Source organism: Planococcus lenghuensis (assembly GCF_001999905.1).
Lineage (GTDB): Bacteria > Bacillota > Bacilli > Bacillales_A > Planococcaceae > Indiicoccus > Indiicoccus lenghuensis.
On the sequence record NZ_CP019641.1, the window covers coordinates 57,705 to 76,382 of the forward strand.

Here is an 18,678-nt window from a genome sequence, read left to right on the forward strand (position 1 = left end):
TCTGGTAATCTTTCTTATCGCTTACTGCAGCACTTTTCTGCGGATGGCAATAGCGCCACCGATTGTCAGAATGCCCGCAAACAGTGCCCATGCCAGGAATGGAGTTGACTGTGCAGTGCCGCCGAAACCGGTATCCGGCATTTCAGCAGGGACTGTTTCGCCGTCGAACTTATCCGGAAACTGCGTCACGATTCCGCTTGCAAGCGTTGTGCCGAGTGTCGTGATATGTTCTTCCGCGAGATCAAACCGCTCGTAAGCTGCCTGGTAGTCTTCGTTGATGTAGTCATAAAAGATATCCAGCACATCCTGTTCATGTGTGCGGATCAAGTCTGCAGCTGCATCGGCAGGGATGATGCCGCCGGTTGCATTGCTGAAGAAAGTTCCAAGTTCTGTCGGGAATTCATCAAGAAGGATATTTTTGAGCTCTTCGATTTTTTCCTGATTGTCCTCTTTTACCGCCATTGCGAATCCGGACGTATTCTCATATTGTTCCAGGAAGATCTCAAGGAACTGGGCAGCCGCTTCCTCGCCATAGACCGATGCGATGGCATTGGCGATATCCTGTGCGTTCTGTTCAAGCTGCATCTCAACCGCTTCGAGGTCCGGCGCGTTTTCATACTGCTTGATCGCCGTCAGGACCTGGTAGTCAAGGTGCAGGGTGAGCAGCCGGTTCAAGGTCGCTCTCAAATCGGAAGCAGGGGTGATGGCTTCCGTGTGATTGAATTTGTCCGGCATTTGGCTGACAATTGCCTGGGCAAGGATCGCGCCGACTTCATAGAACTGGTTGAAACCGTCATTGAAAGATTCATAAGCTGCAGTATAGTCTTCATTGATATAGTTAAAGAATGTATCGAGCACAAATTGTTCATGGACTTGAATGGCATTAATGGCGGCTTCCTCCGGAAGTTCTCCGCCAGTCGCATTGCTCAGGAACGTGCCGAGCTCTTTCGGGAATTCCTGCAACAGAACGTTTTTGATCTCTTCAATTTTTTCCTGGTTGTCATTTTTCACGGCCATGGCAAGGCCGGACGTATTCTCATACTGCTCAGCGAAAATCTCCAGGAACTGATCCGCTGCTTCCTCACCGTAAACAGAAGCGATGGCATCCCCGATATTTTGGGTATTCTGTTCGAGCTGCATTTCGACCGCTTCAAGATCCGGTGCGTTTTGGAATTCCTTGATGGCGACCAATGTCTGATATTCAAAGTGGGTGGAAAGCAATTGGCTGAGAGTTGCACGCAAGTCAGCGGCAGGGCTGGAGACGGTCGGATTCTCTTCCGATTCCTTCGGCGTCCCGTCTGCGAAAGCGAAAGACGGCATGATCAGCACCAACACCATCAAGAGGGAAAAAATTCGTTTTACATTCATCAACTAAGCACTCCTTTTTTATCGTGATATCTTTGGGGCATGAGCGATCTTTTCTATGGACAGGAAGAAAAGGCTAATGCGGTTTTCGGTTCAATCACAACTCCTTTCCTTATTTTGTCATCCTCTTTAGTTAGGTATGTAGTCTCTTAGGTGGAGGATCATCTGTTACAATTGTCATTTACCTTTAATGTTTAATAAATAAACATAAAATTTTAAATTTAATCTCCCGTTAAAAAAGTAAGGGTGACTAGTCTCTGTTTTTATTTCATTTTTGTTTCTCTTCCCCTGTATATAATAATGAAAGTGATAAGTATAAGAATTATAGGGTTACATATTACGACTTATCGGTAGGGAAGGGACTTCGAAGAAAGTCTCTTCCTTTTTCGTTTATGTAAATGTACTTTTATGAACACCAGTCTGATAAAGAGCTATATTATAGAAATTATTCATACAAGGAGTGAAATTGACGAGAAATATATTTGTAGAAAATGTAAATAAGTAAAATAAGATATAGTAAAATAAAACTAGTATATTTGGTTTGTAAAAATGAAAAAGGGATGAGAAATATGAGAAGTGGATGGAAATTATCGTTATTAGGAATCTCTATTCTGTTGCTTACTGGTTGTACCGAAAAAACAGAGGAGTTAGTAAATCAAGGAACAGAAGTAATTGACAACGTAGTGGGAACTGGAACGGAAGTTATGGACAACGTTCAAAAAGTGGATGCAGAAGTAACCAATGTAGTTTCCTCGTTTAGCGTTAAAGTCCAACTAGTACAAGAGTTGGAATATGACTATAACGAAGAAAAATTTAATTTAGAGGAACTTTTCGATGCAGTATTGGAAGACCCGAAATGGGAAGCAGGTGAAATTGAAGGCGTTGATGTCGTGAAAGTAACAGGGGGAATAAAAGAAGATATACTCAGCAAAGAAGCAGATGGATATAAACATGAAGAAATAATATCGGATGTATTGAACGAAACTGCCAGAATCTCATTTGTATTTCCATTCTATGAGGGGTAATTTCTTCCTGATTCAGAGATCGGTTTTGTTTATGAAGTAGGTGGCGAAAGAATAACAGGAGGAATGGGAGAAGAAATTCTACTGGAATTATTTGAATTATATTCCCAAGAAACCAGTAGCTAGTAGCAGATAACTAAAGACTAATAGTATAAATTCTTTCGAGGTAGAAGGACCAGAATGTGATAGGGAGTGATAAATAAAATTGAAGTTCGCCATTAATAAAGGAGATAACTCAGAGGAATTCATCGACCAAATTCTACGGATACATACAATTAGTGAACTGAAAAAATTAGCTCAGAAGAATATATATACTTGCCCTTACTGTGGAGAACCATTAAAAGTTCGATCTGGAGATGAGCGCGGCACTTTCTTCGCTCATCTACCAAATCGAGCTTGTGTAGAATCAAAGCAAGTTGAACAGGCGTACAAACAATATATGAAGCAAATAAAACGAGAATCATACAAGCATTCGGTGCTAGTGAGTATGATCAAGGATGAGTTAAACACAGCATCCGCAGGTCGAGAACAGATTGAAATTCTGGAAGGTTATCGTGTGGGGAGATTTACAAAATTCTTTCCGGATCTGTATGTCCAAATTGGAGGCAGGGAATGGGCCGTGACCGTCTTGACCGACATGACAGAGACAGAGAGTGTACTGCATGCCAAAAACTTCAGAGATCGGCATACCTATTTCCTTCAAGAAGGACTAGAGCCGCTGTGGCTGATTGATAAAGCCAACTTCGCTGAAGAACTGAATAAGAGAAGCATCGTTATGTGGGAGATCGAGTGGCTGAGCTCCTTCGAAAACAAAGAAGACGTTCAATGGAAAGACGCAATCAGTCGCTACATAAGCAGAAAAGAACTGTTTGAAGTTCTCGGCTATACCACGATGGAAACCGATAAAGCACTGAAGCTGAAGAGCATCTATTACATCTCGTCGATTGATGACAAGAACTACATCCGGGTGTTCCGGTATATCGAGGACCAGGTGCAAGGGCCGTACCGCGGGCTTCTGATCGGAGAGACGTCGCGGATTCCATTTGGTCAGGCCCTGCAGATTGAAAATGAATCCTTTCGTTTGCGTGATCCAGAAAGAGAACAGCACCTGAGGGAGGAATTCAAGCAACAGTTTCTGCAGTTGCAAGAAGAACAGCAAACCAAACGGCGGGAACTTGAAGAGAGAAGGGCGAAAGCAAGAGCAGAAAGGGAAGCGGCTAATGCAGAGAAACAATATCCGACAGCAGAAAGTCTAACGACACAGCGACAATTCCCGGCTGATGATTACCGTTCTAGTCGATTGCAGTCAGGCTTTCGTTCTCCTTATGCTACAACACGGGGGGAACAGGAATTAGACGAATTCTGGCATAAAAGATTCCAAGAAAAGCAGAAGAAGCAGCTGAAATTAATTACTGATTTTGTACCTGATAAAAAATACCGGTTATTTATAGAACGCCTCCTGACCATCCGAGTGGAGGGCGCCATTTATATCCCTGTATCCGATCGAGTGTGGAGAAAAGTGATTATGGATTGGTTGGAAATGAACTACTTAGAAGAGAATTGGTCTGTTTCTGTGAAAGAGATGATTGAATTGCTGAGAAGGTCAGGCATTGAATTGGACTCGCAACAGTTGAAGTTTGCTGCTTATCCAGTGAAGAGCTTCCTGGGAGTCTATAAAAAAGCAGCGAGAACAGATTTAAGGTTAAAAGGAAATCTTGCTGTCATGGAATAACGGCTGATCAATGAAGACAAGGAGAACGGGTCTGCCCTAATAGCCAAGGACAACGTCATGAGAGCCTATTTGAGGCTCTTTTTTACGTTTTCCTTAAGCATCGTCACCATTATTGCAAAATGGTGTTCAATCGTTGAAAGGAACGGGTATAATAAGAACATATGTTCTTACTGAGAGAGGAGTGAAGAAATGCAGAAATCTTATACACGCTGGCATGGTCTCTTTGTATCAGAGCATCCATCACCTGCTACTGATGAACCGATTATCGACCCGCAGCCGTTGCTCAGCGCCAGTGAACGCCGCGATATTCATGAAATGTTGGCGATTGCTTTTGAACGAAAATGTCCTGTTTTTATTCAGTCTTGGCAGGACCGGCATTTCCACTACCATCGCGGAACCATCCGCCAAATTGATGAAGAGCAAGAGATCTTGATTTATTTGGATCCGTTTGGGGAATGGCCACTTTCCTTGAATACGATTACATCGGTACATATGCTTGAGTAGTTGCTAGCTGCAGGAAAACGATATCCATCCTACTGGAATTGCATGTAGCTCACGGAAATCAATTGTTGCTTTAATAGAAATTCATTGGAGGGGAAGATATGGCGGAAGAAACAACGATGAAAAAAGTGGATATCGTCGAATTATTAGAAGAGGGAAATTCTGAAAAGAACAGCGGCTACTTGTTTGGTCATTCTATGTTGCTGCGGATCATGCCTGCACACTGGCAGTGGTTTGAAGTAAGGGGGCGGAATCTTATGGATGATCTTTCTGCTGCAGGATACATCCAGTTAAGACCAGACGATGATTACGTTATTTTAGAATTCCCTGCGCTGGATATCGAGCCAGGAGAACTTGATACGATGAAGATCGCCGATTATCTAAGCTTGATCTCATTAAAAGCGAGCAGGGATATCGTATAAGTTGAGGGCAATAGGAATGGATGTCTTGTGTCATTTATTGTGTCGCGAAACCGGTAACTAATGCATCAATAAAAGAAGCAGCATCTGTATCGGTGGAGCAAGGTTAAGGAATTCAGTATGGCGGAAATAGAATCGCAAGTAAAAGGAGAATAGACGCCTAACACACGTTCTTTCTCCTTTTCAACTTACAGTTGCCTGTCGTTTTTGGGTTAATATCCCTGCGCGAATTCCCGATATAGATAACGAAGGGGGATGAAAGAATGGCGCTTGATTTATCGAAGGTGGATACCTCGGTTATAGATAGCATGGCGGTGACATTGGCAATTTTCATGTTTGGCACAGTCATCATATTGACCGTATTAGCTGGTATCATGTCCCGGCTGAGATTTCCAAGAATCATCATGCAGCCGGTCATCACGTTTGCTGCGCTTGGCTGTTTGTATTACTGGGCTAAGTATTTCCTCTAGTCACTCGGATGAGTGGCTTTTTGTTTTGTGTCATTTGTTAATTTGAGCTGGGCAGGTCTGTTTAAAGAAAAGTCAGCCCTATCCAATATACAACAATTGTTGTATATTAAATAAAACAACAATTGTTGTGGCAGGAGGTGGGACCTTGAGAAAGTACGAATTGGACGAGCTCTTTGAGGTGCTGAAACGGCACAAAATCACCACCAATAAGGAAAGCGTTAGACACTGGCTGCGCGAAGGGAAAATCACCGGTTCTAAAGGAGCAGGTCCGAAACAGAATGGCTGGTTGGTCACAGAAGCCGATTTATTGTCATTCCTGAAAGAACGGCTGCCGGAACATGTAACGCCTGAATTACCAGGAGAGGATCAAAGCACAACAACTGTTGTGTTAACGGAAGAAGAGAAGGAAGCAATTCGGGAGGAAACTCGTCAGGAATTATTGGAACAACTCGCTGCCAAGCAAATTTGGGAAGGCCGGTTTCAGCTGAAAAAATCGTTCGTGAACGCTTGTCTGGACCACCGACGGATTGAAAACAGGGAGCTCCGGACATATATCCTGAACCGGATAATGCAGTATAAAGGGGGATATGCAACACCGGGCGTGCTGTATCTGCTCGACACCTTCAATTTTGATGGCGAACGTTTGTCCTTCGATTCCAATTTCGGGTCGCTGGATGAACAGATTGTCTTTTCCTTGATTGAACACCTGAGACAGGAATACGTAAATCCGGAAAAACGAAAACAAGAATAAAAGGAAGAAGACTAGGCATCTTCTTCCTTTTATTATTGATGAATTTCTTCTCTGTTCCATTTTGATTCCGTTTAATTCTACCTTTCAGTATGGTCGAAATCGCTATTCCTTTGAAGAATCCATCCGGCGCAGCACGGCCCGTTGTTCCTCTTGTGACAGATTCGTATAGAGGGAAGAGGTCTCAATCGAATTATGGCCCAGCTGATCGCGCAGGGCAACGAGTGACCCTCCTTCATCGATAAAGCGTTTGGCGAAGGAGTGCCGCAGTTTATGAGGGCTCAGTCGCTTGCCTTTTAAATAGGCTTCTGTGTACTTGTTCACCATCTTTTCAATGCTCTCGACTGAAATGGGTTTTGCCGTCCCGCCATGCCGGGTTAAAAAAAGAAACAGATTCTTCTTATCGGGCTGGTAAACAGCTTCCCGAACTTCCAAGTAGTTCTGAATGTCCTGGAGGGCAGACTGAGTGATGCTGATGGTATCCAGCTTGTTTCCCTTCCGGAGCGCGGTTATATCAGCATGGACGAAATCAATATCCGTAATCAGGAGACCCGCGACTTCATTCACCCGGGCGCCGCTGCCGCTGAACAGGGATAGGATAGCGATATCCCGCAGCCGGTTCCGCTTAAACCAAGCAGACTGCCGGGACGTAAGAGTTGTGACGTACTCATTTCGGACAAAGTGAAGAAAGCCGTCCATCTCCGCCGCTTCGAGCATGCTGGCATTGATCCGTTTCGCACGGCGGGCCATCGATTCCTCTTTCTTCGGCGCCTGGATCTTGGCCATGACGTTCCGGTTGAAGTAGCATTCACCATCTTCCCGTTCACTTTCCCGGGTGAGGTAGTTGAACAAGGACTTTAGAGATTGGATAAAGCGGGTGGTGCTGTCGGAAGAGCGCTTGACGAAGACGTTCTGCTGCTTCTCGATCTTCTCTTCCATCAACCGTTCAAAGAAGTACTCCATATCGCTTTTTCGCATATTCTCTAAAACGGTGTAGGGGATGTCTTTGTTCGTTTTAGCCTCGGTGAATCCTTCTTCCCGCAGCCAATCGAAAAAGCGCTTGTAGTCCCATAAATAACCGCTCAGCGTACGTGGGGACAGGGAAGACCGCTTCTTTGCCCGGATATAATCTGCCACATAGAAGGGCATGTTCTGGACGGCTCGCTCGATGTGCTGTTCTGCTAAGATGGTTTTTTGTGTCGGAGCCGGCATCATTCAGCCTCCTTGGTCAATTTTAGTCAAACATTACGCTAAATCCAATTTTAGCTTATAGTTACAGATATTTAAAAATAGGACCATGAAAAATTAAATCGGGATCATAAGAGATAAATTTACCTCTAGGAGAATTCTTTATGTTTTGCTGTAACGCTTCTGATAGAGCGAGGTGATTGTCTTCTATAGCAAGATAGAGATCCCCGAAATTTTGAAATTCATTTTTCTCCAACCTATGAATGAACTCATGGACAGTAGACATTATATAAAAATTTAAGTGATTTATTAGAAGGGCAGTATCTTTTTCGGATATGGCTGCATGCACAAGCTTATTCCGAGCTCTATAGAGTCTTTGAAGATGCCAACTAACAGTATCAAAGTGGTTCGAGATTAAGTCATGATATGTTTTACTATTAGAAAAATCATTGGAAAGCTCGATAAATCTTTGCTCCAAAAGAGTATAGTCATTTAAGCTGGATTGAAAGGCATTCCTTGAAGGTCCGTTTTCTGTTACCAGTTTAAGCAGTAATTCCACTGCGTCTTGATCTGATGTTTCTATGATTCTATCATTATATTTTGGTCTTACATCCGCACGAGAACAATCTTGCAAAAAGTTAACGAGAAGGCGATAAGCATAGTTGCTACACAATATGGCAGGAACAATTTTTTTGATGTGCTCTATTTTAGAGTTGTGATGACCACTCACTAGAAGCGATTCAAGTGAGCTCCAAAGATTGGTATACCGAGTCTCTAGAGAAGTAGCTTGAATCGATAAGTCGTACTGCCTAAAAAAATTGATAAGGCGTTGCTTGTCTTCCAACGAGAAATAGCCTTTGTTTAGCACTGTCATTACTGTTCTAATATCTTGGTCAATAGATTCTTCTTGTAAGTCATGTTCATTCCTTAGTTCATAATTTGTCATCCTTTGATTAGGGAAACCTACTAAAACATATGCGAAATTTTCTAAAGGAATATCGAAGTATGATAGGACCGACTGCTTAATTGCAAGTTGATGCCTGGCTTCCTCTACAGCCATATGTATGTCTTCTGAGAAAGCCTTTGTTTCTTCTAGTAAATAGTAGGCGTCAGCTTGTACATGTCGCCTAGCATTGGAGAACTCTTCTATTATTTTGTTTCCCAACACGATTTTTAGTTCAGAGGCTTCTAGGCTACCAGTGTGTTCTAACTCGCTGCTACTTAATTTGAAATAGCACTTGAAATTTTTTGGTTCTTTATTTAATTCAGCAATAAAGTTAGACCATTTCTCTTCAAAGGGAGGAAGACGATTAATCCCCAAAAAATGGATTTGCAACAATCTAGACAAGCTCCGAGGAGACCACCCGCTGCTTATCAATTCACTTGCTAATAACTCCGAGAGTTGTTCCACTTTTTTTAAGTCGCTTTGTTCAATTGCTACTTCTAAATCTTCAATAACATGGACTTTGTAGCTTGTTGATATGGAGCTTAAAGCATTATTTAATCGATGTTCTAAGTGTACAAGTTCACTTTTGTTATCTGATTTGTACTTCAGTTCTTTCAACAAAACAGTATGTAAATGTGGATAATGCTGTTTGAAACATATGTCTTTTTCTAGATACTTCCTACACTCAAGAATTAAATCATGGAGATTGCTTGCTTTGACGACTCCTTGTTTTACCTCCACTAAGGTGTCTTTCGCCTCTTTGATCATCGTACGGGTATTTCGAAGCCTAAAGGTGTAAGTATTTATAGTCTGGTGATGAAACATTTCACTCCATTTCTGTACAAAAAGGCATTTTCCTGGAGTTGAAATATTATAGACTTCCTCTAAAATAGAGTTGTTAAGTTTCGCTTTCATAATCATACTCCTTGATATTAGTCTTATATTCTGTTATCATACAAATATAATATAAGTGATCGAGAGAAGGAAAGTGGTGCTGAGCGAATGCCTGCCCATTTTCCTTCTTTCATTTTATTATACATATTTTTATAAAACTTTAAACTAAATTAGAATTTAGCGTAATCTTATTTTTTTAGAAGTATAATGGTCTCGTCCTCTTTTCCCTCATTTTTCGTTAAAATTTACATTTTGCGAACAATAAGGAATGAACGAATTAACAAGAAATGGAGCTATTGCTCGTTGACACCTGAGGAATTACGCATTTCGCAGCGAATCGAGCCACAGTTGGAGCCGATTCCCTTCTATGTCGTGGAATAATAGCCGCAATTAAAAGCATCGCTATATTCATTACTGTGTTAGTTTGCCCCATCTGCTTTTCAGCATGGGAAGCGGTAAAGCCACGGTTCCGCTTCAAAATGGCACAGGTTTCTATCTTTAGCAAATGGGATGTATGCCACTAAAGATCGCCTTATCAAGGGGGTTGAACGCTGTTTCATTTCATTCACTTATTTTTTCGGCCGGTATCAATAAAACTATGGGTATATTCCTCAAAAGTTCTTGAGTTAATGAGAGTAACGGTTAAAAGGAGACCGATTGTTGTTTCCGAAAAGCAGTAATCCTTTAATTGATGCGGTATTCTCGCATTTTTCTTTGAAAGATGCGGAGCCAAGCTTGTATACTGTCGCTGTCCAGTTAGAAAGTGATTGGTAAAAAAAGAGTCGACAGTGTTTTTTTCGAGTATCATACCATCCCGCCTTTATGTAATATTTCCCTTTGTTATCAGGCATTTAATCTTGCTTTTTAAGGGCCCTGCGTTGATATTCGATTTTGTCTTCTGGTTGCCTCGAAATTAAGGTATTTAGGAGTTTTCTGGTTGTCTCCAGATCATTTCTGCAGAAAAAAACCGGAAGTATTTTTTGCGATTATCCCCTTCTTAACGAAGACCCTAACAGTAAAATTCGGTTTTCAGAGATATTTCCGTTTATTATGTTGGCGCTTGTCATTTTATTCCTTCAGTAATTCTCCTCGGTTATCATGGAAAGAGTAAAAAGTAACTGACCTAATCATTTTATAATATTTTTACAGTTAAGTGGGTCTAAAAGATAAAATATGATAAAATTCAAAAAGGTTCTTTTTCACTAAATTACTGATGAGTCCTAAGAGGTGAGAAAATGGAAACAGCAGGAAAACAGATAAAGAAATTAAGGGAACAGCAAAACCAGTCGGTAAAAGACATGGCAGAGGCCCTTGGTGTGCCGCTTGATACCTTGGAAGCATGGGAACGAGGCAAAAAAGTGCTAGTGGCACCTGACCTGGCGAGAATCGCCGATTATTTCAATGTGTCAACCGATTTTCTTCTGGACCGCCGGAAGGAGGACATGGAATTCCATCTGCAAAATCCTTATTCGCTGGCCGGGTATATATTTCACCTCGATCACCAGCGAGTGGAGAAAGAGGAAATGGCGGACATGGTCTCGTATATCCAAGCAAGGCGGCGGATTAAGCAATTTCTCGGCGAATAGTAATGTTCGCGAAAAGGGCTTGCTACGCACCGGCGACTAGTAGCGTAAATGGCCATAGCCAAAAGCACTCCCCGCCGCGGAGCCGGTACCCGCTGCCAGAAGTGCTTTTTCTTACGTGCCCAGAACCGGAATGCCGCTCCCTCCTTTTCTTGATTGATTTCGTAACAAATGGAACTTCTTCTTCCTCTTTGCAGTAATCCTATTGGCTTTTGGCAGACCGGATGGTTCCATCAGGATCAGCCGAAACTTCCAGTGGGCTTTTCCCCTAAATACATTTTCTCGAAATCGCATATCCCCATCGGTTTGGCGTAGTAATATCCTTGATGGATTGTACATCCCATACGGTTTAAGAATGCCCTTTCGCGTTCATGTTCCACCCCTTCCGCCAGGATCTCACAATCCAGGGTTTTAACGAAGCGGATCAGCGACTCAAGCACAACTTCCGCTTTCCGGTCCATCCCGATTTTCTGGACAAAGAACCGGTCAAGCTTAATCTTATCGACAGGGAAATCGATCAACGTCGTCAGCCTGGAAAAACCGGTCCCAAAGTCATCGATTGCAATGGAAATTCCTTTCGCCTGGCATTCCATCAAATGACCAAAAGCCAAGCTTGAATACGTGAAATCCATGCTTTCTGTCACTTCAATTTCCAGCAATTCCGGCAGAATGCCGTATTCCTCAATCAACCGGAAAAATTCATCGAAAAATGGCTTGCTCGAAAGCAAGGTCGGCGTAATATTAATGGCCGTTCGAAGCCGGCCCTTATAAGCAGTTTCCCGTTTTTTCATGCTGTCGAACACGTCTTCGATCAAATAGTAGGTCAGCCTGGCAATGGTACCTGTCTCTTCAGCGATTTGGATAAATTCTGTCGGAGAAATAGCGCCGAATTCCGGATGCTGCCACCGTGCCAGGACCTCAACCCCTCGCAGTTCCCCGGTCACGCCATGAATCTGCGGCTGCAGGACATGATAAATGCCCGCCTCGCCGAGGTCTCCGGCTAAGTCCTGTTCGATTTTCACGCGTCTGGCCAGCTTGAACCGCATATCAGGACTGAAAACAGAACAGGATGTGGTGGTTTCTTTCTTCGCCTCAGCCATCGCCGTTCCAGCGCACGTTATCAATTCCTCCACATCCCGCGCATGATCCGGGTAAGAAGCGATGCCGATACTGGCGCCCATCTGGATGCACTGGGCATTCTCCAGTACGAATGGCTCGGCGAATGCCTGGAGAACTTCCGCTTCGAATGTTCGGTACCCTTGGCCTGTTCCGTGTTCATGGACCAGAAGAAATTCATCCCCTTCGAAACGGCTGATTGCATTATCCGACCGAGCAATGCCTTTTAACCGCTCCGCCACTTTCTTCAGCACTTCGTCGCCTGTTCTGTGGCTATGAAGATCATTGATGAATTTCAATTTATTCAAGTTGATGTAGAAAAGCGAAAACCGGCTCCCATTTTGCAGCAGCTGCTGGATGGTCTGTTCAATTTTCCAGCGGTTGGGCAGACCCGTCAGGTAGTCGTAATAAGCCTTTTCCTCTAGCAGCTGTTCCGTCGCTTTCCGTTCGCTTGCATCCCGGAAATAAATTGCCAGTCCTTTATTGGCCACCCGGTATGCCCTTACATCGAACCATTTAGCAAAGGCCTGTGCGTAAAAGTCGAATTGGACGTCAACCTGTCCCATCTTCAGTTTTCTGTAATTTGTATGGAAGACGCTGTCCTTCGCTTCCGGGAAAACCTCCCATACGTTTTTACCGATCACTTCTGTTCGGTTCAGTTGAATCAATTTTTCTGCTGCGCCATTGAGATAACGGAAATTGAGGTCACCGTCAATCAAAATGAAAGCATCCGTCATGCTTTCGAGCACTTCCCGTGTACCCAAGTACCCGTCCATTGCCAAATCGACGGGCTGCTTGTAAAGAACAACGCCGGTTTCGCTGTTTGCGAGCGGGAATGGGCGGGCTTGAAGCGAAAACCAATGGGTTTCCCCCGAAACTTGAAGCGGAATCAGCCGGACATATTCAGGTTCATGTCCCCGTCTGACCCGTTCGATGTTTTCTGCTTCCGCCTGCCTTTCCCTTTCTTGGAGTGCCGTCAGATAATTCGATTCGCATTTCCATAGGGATTCAGGCAACCCGTTCCTGCAGCAGTATTCAATCCAATTGTCGTTGGCGTGAACTATTTCCCCTTGTTTTCCGAGGATGACAATATGGTCTTTTCGTGACGTCAGCAGTGCCGCTGCCTGTTTTTCAAGCTGTTCCATTGATTTCTCCTTTATGGTTCTTATCCGATTTTTCTTCCCAGGGCATCTAATTAACAGGGCGGGATTTTAAATTTTCCCATGCCTACAGATACAGTTATTGTCGTTCTTACAGTTAATTTCGGATTTTCAGGAGAGAAAGTTAAGTGTTTTGGATTTTTCTTTACAATTACCCGCTAATTTTTTACCAGTATTCCGCAGCTCGAAGTAATGGATGCGCAGCTGCTGCTCGCTCTCGAAATTAACGGGGGTCTTAAGTATCTTTACGAATTCTTCCGCCAACGAATCCAGAAACAGGGCGGTATCTTTCACACGCCATTTCTCCATTTTCAAGTCTTCGGCCTGCTCCTGCATTTCTGCCCGCAATGCTCTTTCTTGCTGCTTGAGGTTGTAAATTTGTTTGTTCAGCTGCTGAATTTCCAGGATTGCACCCTCTACCGCCCGCTGTTCTTTTTCATCCAGCTCCGGAATCAGGCGCTTCAGCTCCGCTTCCTGATAGCTCGCACTTTTTATCTGGTCTTCAGGTTCCAGCCGCCGCTTCGTATGGACTCTTGCTTTTCCTTCTGTGGTATTCATGAACAGACTCCTTTCCGCTTACTTGTTAGCTTGCGCTGCAATACCCCAAGTGAGGTTATTCTTCAGCTTACGCTATTCCACAGGTGCCCTTCTTTCTTCTAAATTGCTAAAAAGTGTATTCTATTTTGTTTTCCTACAAAGATCGAGAAGCTAAACATAATTAGCCAATGTAGGTTCTTATGTCTTAATTAATTTTCTATAACTTTATTAGTTAAAAACGACTAATTAAGCTACTTCGAGGATAAATGTCTTTGTTTGAGTTCTTTCTAATGGAAATCCCGTCTTTGGAGCGGACAAACAAAATCCCCTGGCACTTTAATCTAAAATGGCAGGGGATTCTTTCATATGTGTTTTTCCAGTTCATCCGTCGCTTTTTCGGCCTGTTTCGGCAGTTCTTGCGTTTCTTCAAAAAGTGGCATGATCGTAACGGTCTCTTTATCAGAAGTGACTTGCAGGACCAATCCCTCTGGCGCGGCAGCAGGAAATGCAGAAGCGGGCAATTGTTCTTCGATGGATTCATCTTCCACCAACAGAATTTTCACGATTCCTTGTTCGACGGAGCCGACTTTGTACTTTCCATCCTTCATTGGCTTCCTTCCTTTCGAATCCTCCGTCATCTTAAAAGGGCATGGCCCTTTCACGAAGGTCTCCGGATTTCATTTACCTCAACCTCTATAGAATAAAGCCTGACTCATGATCGGTTACACTTTATTCTCTTTTTGAATTCCCACCGTTCTACAGATTAAACTTAAAAGAGTGCTTGATAATATCCCGCACCTGCAGTTGCTATTCTTGATGAAATCCCTCTATTACTGTTTTTCTGCGATTATTAAAAACACTATTTCTCGATGTAAACCAAGCATTGCTTTTTATTCACTAGAAGATTTGGCTGTATCTGTTGTTCCTGTTCCAAAAGCGGCATATTTACTCAGCGGATCTTTTTGCGATTTCTTCCTCCCGCTCGATCCCTTCCACTTCTTTTTCTTATTTGGGGATTTTAGTACCAGTTCATTCTAGGTATAAATACTTGATGAATGATCAGGTAACCGATTGTAGTCAGAGCAACATCAATCTAAGCCTATCTTTCGAACTTTTAATTGATAGGAATTAAGGAAGTCTGTAGGATTTTATTCTTCCGTTTCCAATTCTACACTAGTCCTAGTGGAGCTGACGAGGTTCCGAAAAGGAAAGGGGAGAAGGATGAAACGGATAAAAATCATAGCAGGCGTTCTTTTTACACTGATCGTCCTAAACTTTTCACCAGCAGGAGCAGAAGCACATAATTCTGCCGATTTGTATGTGGGTTCCACCGGACAGGAGGTCAAGGAATTACAGGCATCCTTGCAGGCATTGGGTTATTTCCATGCCGATACAACCGGTTATTATGGCCCCATCACCAAGAATGCAGTCGAACGGTTTCAAGCGGATTTCAATATCACTTCCACCGGCTACACTGGTCCTCTGACGCGGAATATGATGGATCAAATCGAAATGATCGCTCACGTTGTACACGGGGAGGCACGTGGCGAAAGCTATGAGGGACAAGTTGCTGTGGCGGCTGTCATTTTGAATCGCATCGAATCTTCTGCGTTTCCAAACACTACATATGAAGTTGTTTTTCAACGCAACGCATTTACAGCGGTAAATGATGGCCAGTACTGGCTTTCACCCAGCACCACAGCGTTCCGGGCAGTGAAGGATGCTTTTTTCGGCTGGGATCCTTCTTATGGAGCCACTTATTACTATAACCCGAGCGGGGTCACCGACACGTGGATCTTCAGCCGCGACGTCATCCGGCAGATCGGCAACCATCATTTTGCCAGGTAACGGAAGACGCTGTCCTTCCTTTTAAGGACAGCGTTGTTTTTTATTTCGGCTCCTTTCCTAGAAGACGCCATTTTTTGCCTCTCGACAATTTGTAATTGAACAGTAAGTTAGCATGACTGGCAACACGACGATATAGGAAGATTTTATAAATGAAGATGAAAAGGGGCCGCCCGATGGGGTAGCGGGAGAATGATATTATGACCTTAACTGTTATGCTGGTTGATCAGAACACTCAATTTCGTGAAGGCCTTAAGCGAATTCTGGAGGCGGATGGCGCTGCAGAAGTGATTGCAGAAGGCGATACTGGAAAATCGATTCTAGGGCTGTATGAAAAACACTGCCCGGATGTGCTGCTCATAGATCTTAATTTGTCAGACGGAGAAGGGATGAGGTCGGTCAGCGGGTTAACTGCGAGGTACCCGCAAGCAAAAGTGGCGGCTATTTCGTCCTCAAGTGATCAAACTAATGTAAGCCGTGCATTGCAGGCAGGTGCTGAAGGGTATCTGTTAAAAAATATGGGAGCGGATTCTATTGTGCGAGCGGTAGAAGCTGTGGCCCATGGCGACTCCTATATCCATCCGCAGATGACGCCTTGGCTGATCGCTGAATTCTGCCGGTTAAGTGAGACCGAAGAAAGGGCCTTTTACCAGTCGGATATACGCCCTCCCTATTACCTGCTCACAAAGCGTGAAGTTGATGTCTTGGAATTACTGGCCGCCGGAAGCAGTAACCAGGAAATAGCGGCGACCCTATTCATTTCTGAAAAAACGGTGAAGGGTCATGTTTCCAGGATATTGGACAAGATGTACGCAGAAGATCGGACCCAAGCGGTGGTTGCGGCAATCAAAAATGGCTGGGTGAAAATTTAATCGAAATTTCAGTTCATCAAGAAACTGAACAATCGCCCTTTATACTTGAGTCATAACGAGAATGGGAATGAAGTTATGTTGAATTCCCCTGCTGAAAGATACCTCACTGAAAAGAACGGGAATAAGTTCTTCTGGCGTTTCGAATCTACAGCTCTCCCTTATTGTGGTCACCTAAACATTTTTAGGCTTAGTTAAGTTAAATGTATTTCTTCTAAATACTTTTTTACGAATTTTCCAGTCGGTTCAGCGCTTTCCATCTGTCGTTCGCCCATCACTTTTCGGATTTGTTCGATCATTTTGTGGCCTATTCCCTCGCTTCGATGCGAGGGGACAATTGCAAGGTGATGAATAACAAAAGTATCTTCCATAATTTCCACACCGATCACCCCAACTGTATCTTCCGCTTCCTTCCATAAATATAATTGCCAATTCGCGTTTTCCTCGTACCTATGCATCGTTTCTTGGAGTTTCTTCAGGTCTCGCGCTTCAGGAAATAACGATAACAAGCCCATTGCGATTTTTTTATACGGTTTTCTATATTTCACCAGCATTTCATCTCTCCCTTTCTGCGCACTCGCTTTCTCTTGTCAATTTCTTCACACTCTCCATGATACCTGATTTTACCCATTCTCTAAATCAGTTATTGTTCTCTGGAAATTTTTTGCGCCGTTTATCATAATGTGTTTTCGCGGTTCCACAAAAAATAGGCGATATTTAAGAGGGGAAATCCTTTATAATGGAAACAAAAATGAATGGAGCAATGACATGCCAACCCCTAATCCCATTCAAGCGATGACAAAAACTGAAGCTATGGATACCTTCCTAAACTCTGTCCGAGGGGAAATCACGTCCCTTGAGATTTGCAGAGTTGTACATCAGGTTTTCAACATTAATTTGACCATTATGCCCATCATGGACAAAGAGTTGAAGGAGCTGCTGCCCGTATCTCTATCCAACACTTCCCAATCTAAAAAAGCGATGGATGAGTACATAACCCGGCAAAGAGCAGAATTGACATGTGACGGAATCCGTCAGATGATAAATCGGATTTTCAGTATCAATTTGGATGGAATTTCGAGGTTGGAAGGGCAAAGGATTTCGCTGTATTCAAAAAGGCAGTGGGTGCTTCGGCAAGCCTGTGACTTGTTAATCGTCTATACAGGAACGGATGACAGGGATGTAAAAGTAATACCCACAAAGTATTTTTCTGAACATACCGGTTCAGACAGGTTGCCGGAAGATTTACAAAAAGCACTATCCAATCTCGGATACCGTTACGACGAAAAAATAGGTGCTTACTATTTCATCGCCACCGGCGATGACCAGGCGGTCCCGGACACGTTTAAAGGGCAGACACTAAGCGCTGTTCTGGAAGCGATCAATAAATTGCACCTAGATATATAAGAACCTTTTCCCATATGCATTTTTACTTCCATAAAAAATCCCCTTCTCAGTAAATTGAAAAGGGGATTTGTTTCTTATTTGCCAAATGACGATAAAAATTTCACGCGGTCTCCCATCGGCGGCACATTGTTATCAACTAACGCCATTTCTAAGATAGCTGGGCCATCTACGCTTGTTAACTGCACTTAAGTTACATTCAATTCGAACTAGTATTATTCTCTAATGAAGCTTCGTCTCTATATTTCAAAAAACTAAAAATTTTTGGGTCTCTTATTAGCTTTTTACCGATAGTGATTACTAATTCAATGATTTTTTGTCTTCATCTACTAAAGATTACATATACATATCTACTTCAATTGTAGTTTCTGTTAAGTAACAAAATTCTATTACTTCTTCATTAAATGCGATCCAAGGTTGTTCATCACCATATATGCTAGGGACAATCATTAGGACAAAGTTTACGTCATATTGCTCCTTTATCTGATTGAGAAGTGGAATTTTACTTTTTAACCTTTTAATAGTATCCCTGCATTGGGCTTCTACATCTAATCTATCAATATCGGATTTCTCCGCATTCCATGAAGAGAAACCATATTTAGTTCCACTCGTTCTATTTTCCCCATAGGCCCAACTACTAAAAGGCTGAATGTCCAGCAAATCAGTTATCTCTTTTGGATTGAAAATTCCTTTTTTATTAGCTTCGAACCCGCGGTCGCCCATTTCCCCATTACTGGTAATTCCAAAATACGTATAGCTATTCGTTTTTTCCATTGGATCCCCCTAATTAATTTTAAACAGTTTTCCTATGCACAATATTAATGTTCTGTTTTCATATAATCTTACAATCATATTACCAGTTGCAAGAAAATTACATAT

The 18,678-nt window shown here is 43.0% G+C and carries 18 protein-coding genes; 10 read left to right on the plus strand and 8 right to left on the minus strand.

The genetic code is table 11. From position 1 onward, the window contains the following. Window positions 1–21 precede the first annotated feature (21 nt). Window positions 22–1,368: a hypothetical protein gene (locus B0X71_RS18930; protein WP_077591129.1), complete on the minus strand. Its 1,347-nt coding sequence runs from the start codon at window positions 1,366–1,368 to the stop codon at window positions 22–24. A 566-nt stretch (window positions 1,369–1,934) separates the two neighbouring features. On the opposite strand from B0X71_RS18930, the gene B0X71_RS18935 reads away from it, so the two are divergent. From B0X71_RS18935 to B0X71_RS18960, 6 genes are all read left to right on the plus strand, one after another. Next, window positions 1,935–2,390, plus strand: coding sequence for a hypothetical protein (locus B0X71_RS18935; RefSeq protein ID WP_077591130.1), 456 nt, complete (start codon window positions 1,935–1,937; stop codon window positions 2,388–2,390). Window positions 2,391–2,592: 202 nt separating this feature from the next. Next, window positions 2,593–4,119, plus strand: coding sequence for a competence protein CoiA family protein (locus B0X71_RS18940; protein ID WP_198038772.1), 1,527 nt, complete (start codon window positions 2,593–2,595; stop codon window positions 4,117–4,119). Window positions 4,120–4,308: 189 nt separating this feature from the next. Next, window positions 4,309–4,623 (plus strand): YolD-like family protein, encoded by a 315-nt coding sequence (locus B0X71_RS18945; RefSeq protein WP_077591132.1) that lies wholly within the window; start codon window positions 4,309–4,311, stop codon window positions 4,621–4,623. Window positions 4,624–4,721: 98 nt separating this feature from the next. Beyond that, the gene (locus B0X71_RS18950) at window positions 4,722–5,042 is read left to right on the plus strand and encodes a hypothetical protein (RefSeq protein WP_077591133.1); all 321 of its coding nucleotides are present in this window, start codon (window positions 4,722–4,724) and stop codon (window positions 5,040–5,042) included. Window positions 5,043–5,302: 260 nt separating this feature from the next. Continuing rightward, window positions 5,303–5,509: a hypothetical protein gene (locus tag B0X71_RS18955; protein ID WP_077591134.1), complete on the plus strand. Its 207-nt coding sequence runs from the start codon at window positions 5,303–5,305 to the stop codon at window positions 5,507–5,509. 145 nt (window positions 5,510–5,654) lie between these two features. Beyond that, complete coding sequence (locus B0X71_RS18960) at window positions 5,655–6,260, plus strand: hypothetical protein (protein ID WP_077591135.1); 606 nt, start codon at window positions 5,655–5,657, stop codon at window positions 6,258–6,260. A gap of 102 nt (window positions 6,261–6,362) precedes the next feature. Here the strand turns inward: B0X71_RS18960 and xerS are convergent, their stop codons facing one another. Both xerS and B0X71_RS18970 read right to left on the minus strand, forming a co-directional pair. Next, window positions 6,363–7,469, minus strand: a complete 1,107-nt coding sequence (gene xerS / locus B0X71_RS18965; RefSeq protein ID WP_198038773.1) for a tyrosine recombinase XerS — start codon at window positions 7,467–7,469, stop codon at window positions 6,363–6,365. 61 nt (window positions 7,470–7,530) lie between these two features. Then, entirely contained in the window at window positions 7,531–9,306 is a 1,776-nt protein-coding gene (locus tag B0X71_RS18970; protein ID WP_077591137.1) for a hypothetical protein, read from the minus strand. Between the two features lie 1,214 nt (window positions 9,307–10,520). On the opposite strand from B0X71_RS18970, the gene B0X71_RS18975 reads away from it, so the two are divergent. Then, a complete protein-coding gene (locus B0X71_RS18975) occupies window positions 10,521–10,871 on the plus strand; it encodes a helix-turn-helix domain-containing protein (protein WP_077591138.1) in 351 nt (116 codons plus the stop codon). Window positions 10,872–11,107: 236 nt separating this feature from the next. On the opposite strand, the gene B0X71_RS18980 is transcribed toward B0X71_RS18975, so the two are convergent. The 3 genes from B0X71_RS18980 to B0X71_RS18990 form a co-directional block, all read right to left on the minus strand. Continuing rightward, window positions 11,108–13,129 carry a bifunctional diguanylate cyclase/phosphodiesterase gene (locus B0X71_RS18980; RefSeq protein WP_077591083.1) on the minus strand — a complete coding sequence of 674 codons (2,022 nt, stop codon included), beginning with the start codon at window positions 13,127–13,129 and terminating at the stop codon, window positions 11,108–11,110. Window positions 13,130–13,255: 126 nt separating this feature from the next. Further along, window positions 13,256–13,702 (minus strand): hypothetical protein, encoded by a 447-nt coding sequence (locus B0X71_RS18985; RefSeq protein WP_077591084.1) that lies wholly within the window; start codon window positions 13,700–13,702, stop codon window positions 13,256–13,258. Window positions 13,703–14,043: 341 nt separating this feature from the next. Continuing rightward, the gene (locus tag B0X71_RS18990) at window positions 14,044–14,289 is read right to left on the minus strand and encodes a hypothetical protein (RefSeq protein WP_077591085.1); all 246 of its coding nucleotides are present in this window, start codon (window positions 14,287–14,289) and stop codon (window positions 14,044–14,046) included. Between the two features lie 613 nt (window positions 14,290–14,902). Between B0X71_RS18990 and B0X71_RS18995 the strand changes: the two genes are divergently transcribed. Both B0X71_RS18995 and B0X71_RS19000 read left to right on the plus strand, forming a co-directional pair. Next, complete coding sequence (locus tag B0X71_RS18995) at window positions 14,903–15,529, plus strand: cell wall hydrolase (RefSeq protein ID WP_077591086.1); 627 nt, start codon at window positions 14,903–14,905, stop codon at window positions 15,527–15,529. Window positions 15,530–15,726: 197 nt separating this feature from the next. Further along, window positions 15,727–16,398, plus strand: coding sequence for a LuxR C-terminal-related transcriptional regulator (locus tag B0X71_RS19000; RefSeq protein WP_077591139.1), 672 nt, complete (start codon window positions 15,727–15,729; stop codon window positions 16,396–16,398). Between the two features lie 191 nt (window positions 16,399–16,589). On the opposite strand, the gene B0X71_RS19005 is transcribed toward B0X71_RS19000, so the two are convergent. Further along, window positions 16,590–16,949, minus strand: a complete 360-nt coding sequence (locus B0X71_RS19005; protein WP_077591140.1) for a GNAT family N-acetyltransferase — start codon at window positions 16,947–16,949, stop codon at window positions 16,590–16,592. Between the two features lie 343 nt (window positions 16,950–17,292). On the opposite strand from B0X71_RS19005, the gene B0X71_RS19010 reads away from it, so the two are divergent. Continuing rightward, window positions 17,293–17,802, plus strand: coding sequence for a hypothetical protein (locus B0X71_RS19010; RefSeq protein WP_156889978.1), 510 nt, complete (start codon window positions 17,293–17,295; stop codon window positions 17,800–17,802). 333 nt (window positions 17,803–18,135) lie between these two features. Here B0X71_RS19010 and B0X71_RS19015 read toward each other — a convergent pair whose 3' ends face one another. Further along, complete coding sequence (locus B0X71_RS19015) at window positions 18,136–18,573, minus strand: DUF4279 domain-containing protein (RefSeq protein ID WP_077591142.1); 438 nt, start codon at window positions 18,571–18,573, stop codon at window positions 18,136–18,138. Between the last annotated feature and the right edge of the window lie 105 nt (window positions 18,574–18,678).

Excerpts from the sequence above, each read along its gene's own strand:
- B0X71_RS18930 (WP_077591129.1), bottom strand. The coding sequence starts at position 1,368 with ATGAATGTAAAACGAATTTTTTCCCTCTTGATGGTGTTGGTGCTGATC.
- B0X71_RS18935 (WP_077591130.1), top strand. The coding sequence starts at position 1,935 with ATGAGAAGTGGATGGAAATTATCGTTATTAGGAATCTCTATTCTGTTG.
- B0X71_RS18945 (WP_077591132.1), top strand. The coding sequence starts at position 4,309 with ATGCAGAAATCTTATACACGCTGGCATGGTCTCTTTGTATCAGAGCAT.
- B0X71_RS18950 (WP_077591133.1), top strand. The coding sequence starts at position 4,722 with ATGGCGGAAGAAACAACGATGAAAAAAGTGGATATCGTCGAATTATTA.
- B0X71_RS18955 (WP_077591134.1), top strand. The coding sequence starts at position 5,303 with ATGGCGCTTGATTTATCGAAGGTGGATACCTCGGTTATAGATAGCATG.
- xerS (WP_198038773.1), bottom strand. The coding sequence starts at position 7,469 with ATGCCGGCTCCGACACAAAAAACCATCTTAGCAGAACAGCACATCGAG.
- B0X71_RS18970 (WP_077591137.1), bottom strand. The coding sequence starts at position 9,306 with ATGAAAGCGAAACTTAACAACTCTATTTTAGAGGAAGTCTATAATATT.
- B0X71_RS18975 (WP_077591138.1), top strand. The coding sequence starts at position 10,521 with ATGGAAACAGCAGGAAAACAGATAAAGAAATTAAGGGAACAGCAAAAC.
- B0X71_RS18980 (WP_077591083.1), bottom strand. The coding sequence starts at position 13,129 with ATGGAACAGCTTGAAAAACAGGCAGCGGCACTGCTGACGTCACGAAAA.
- B0X71_RS18985 (WP_077591084.1), bottom strand. The coding sequence starts at position 13,702 with ATGAATACCACAGAAGGAAAAGCAAGAGTCCATACGAAGCGGCGGCTG.
- B0X71_RS18990 (WP_077591085.1), bottom strand. The coding sequence starts at position 14,289 with ATGAAGGATGGAAAGTACAAAGTCGGCTCCGTCGAACAAGGAATCGTG.
- B0X71_RS18995 (WP_077591086.1), top strand. The coding sequence starts at position 14,903 with ATGAAACGGATAAAAATCATAGCAGGCGTTCTTTTTACACTGATCGTC.
- B0X71_RS19000 (WP_077591139.1), top strand. The coding sequence starts at position 15,727 with ATGACCTTAACTGTTATGCTGGTTGATCAGAACACTCAATTTCGTGAA.
- B0X71_RS19005 (WP_077591140.1), bottom strand. The coding sequence starts at position 16,949 with ATGCTGGTGAAATATAGAAAACCGTATAAAAAAATCGCAATGGGCTTG.
- B0X71_RS19015 (WP_077591142.1), bottom strand. The coding sequence starts at position 18,573 with ATGGAAAAAACGAATAGCTATACGTATTTTGGAATTACCAGTAATGGG.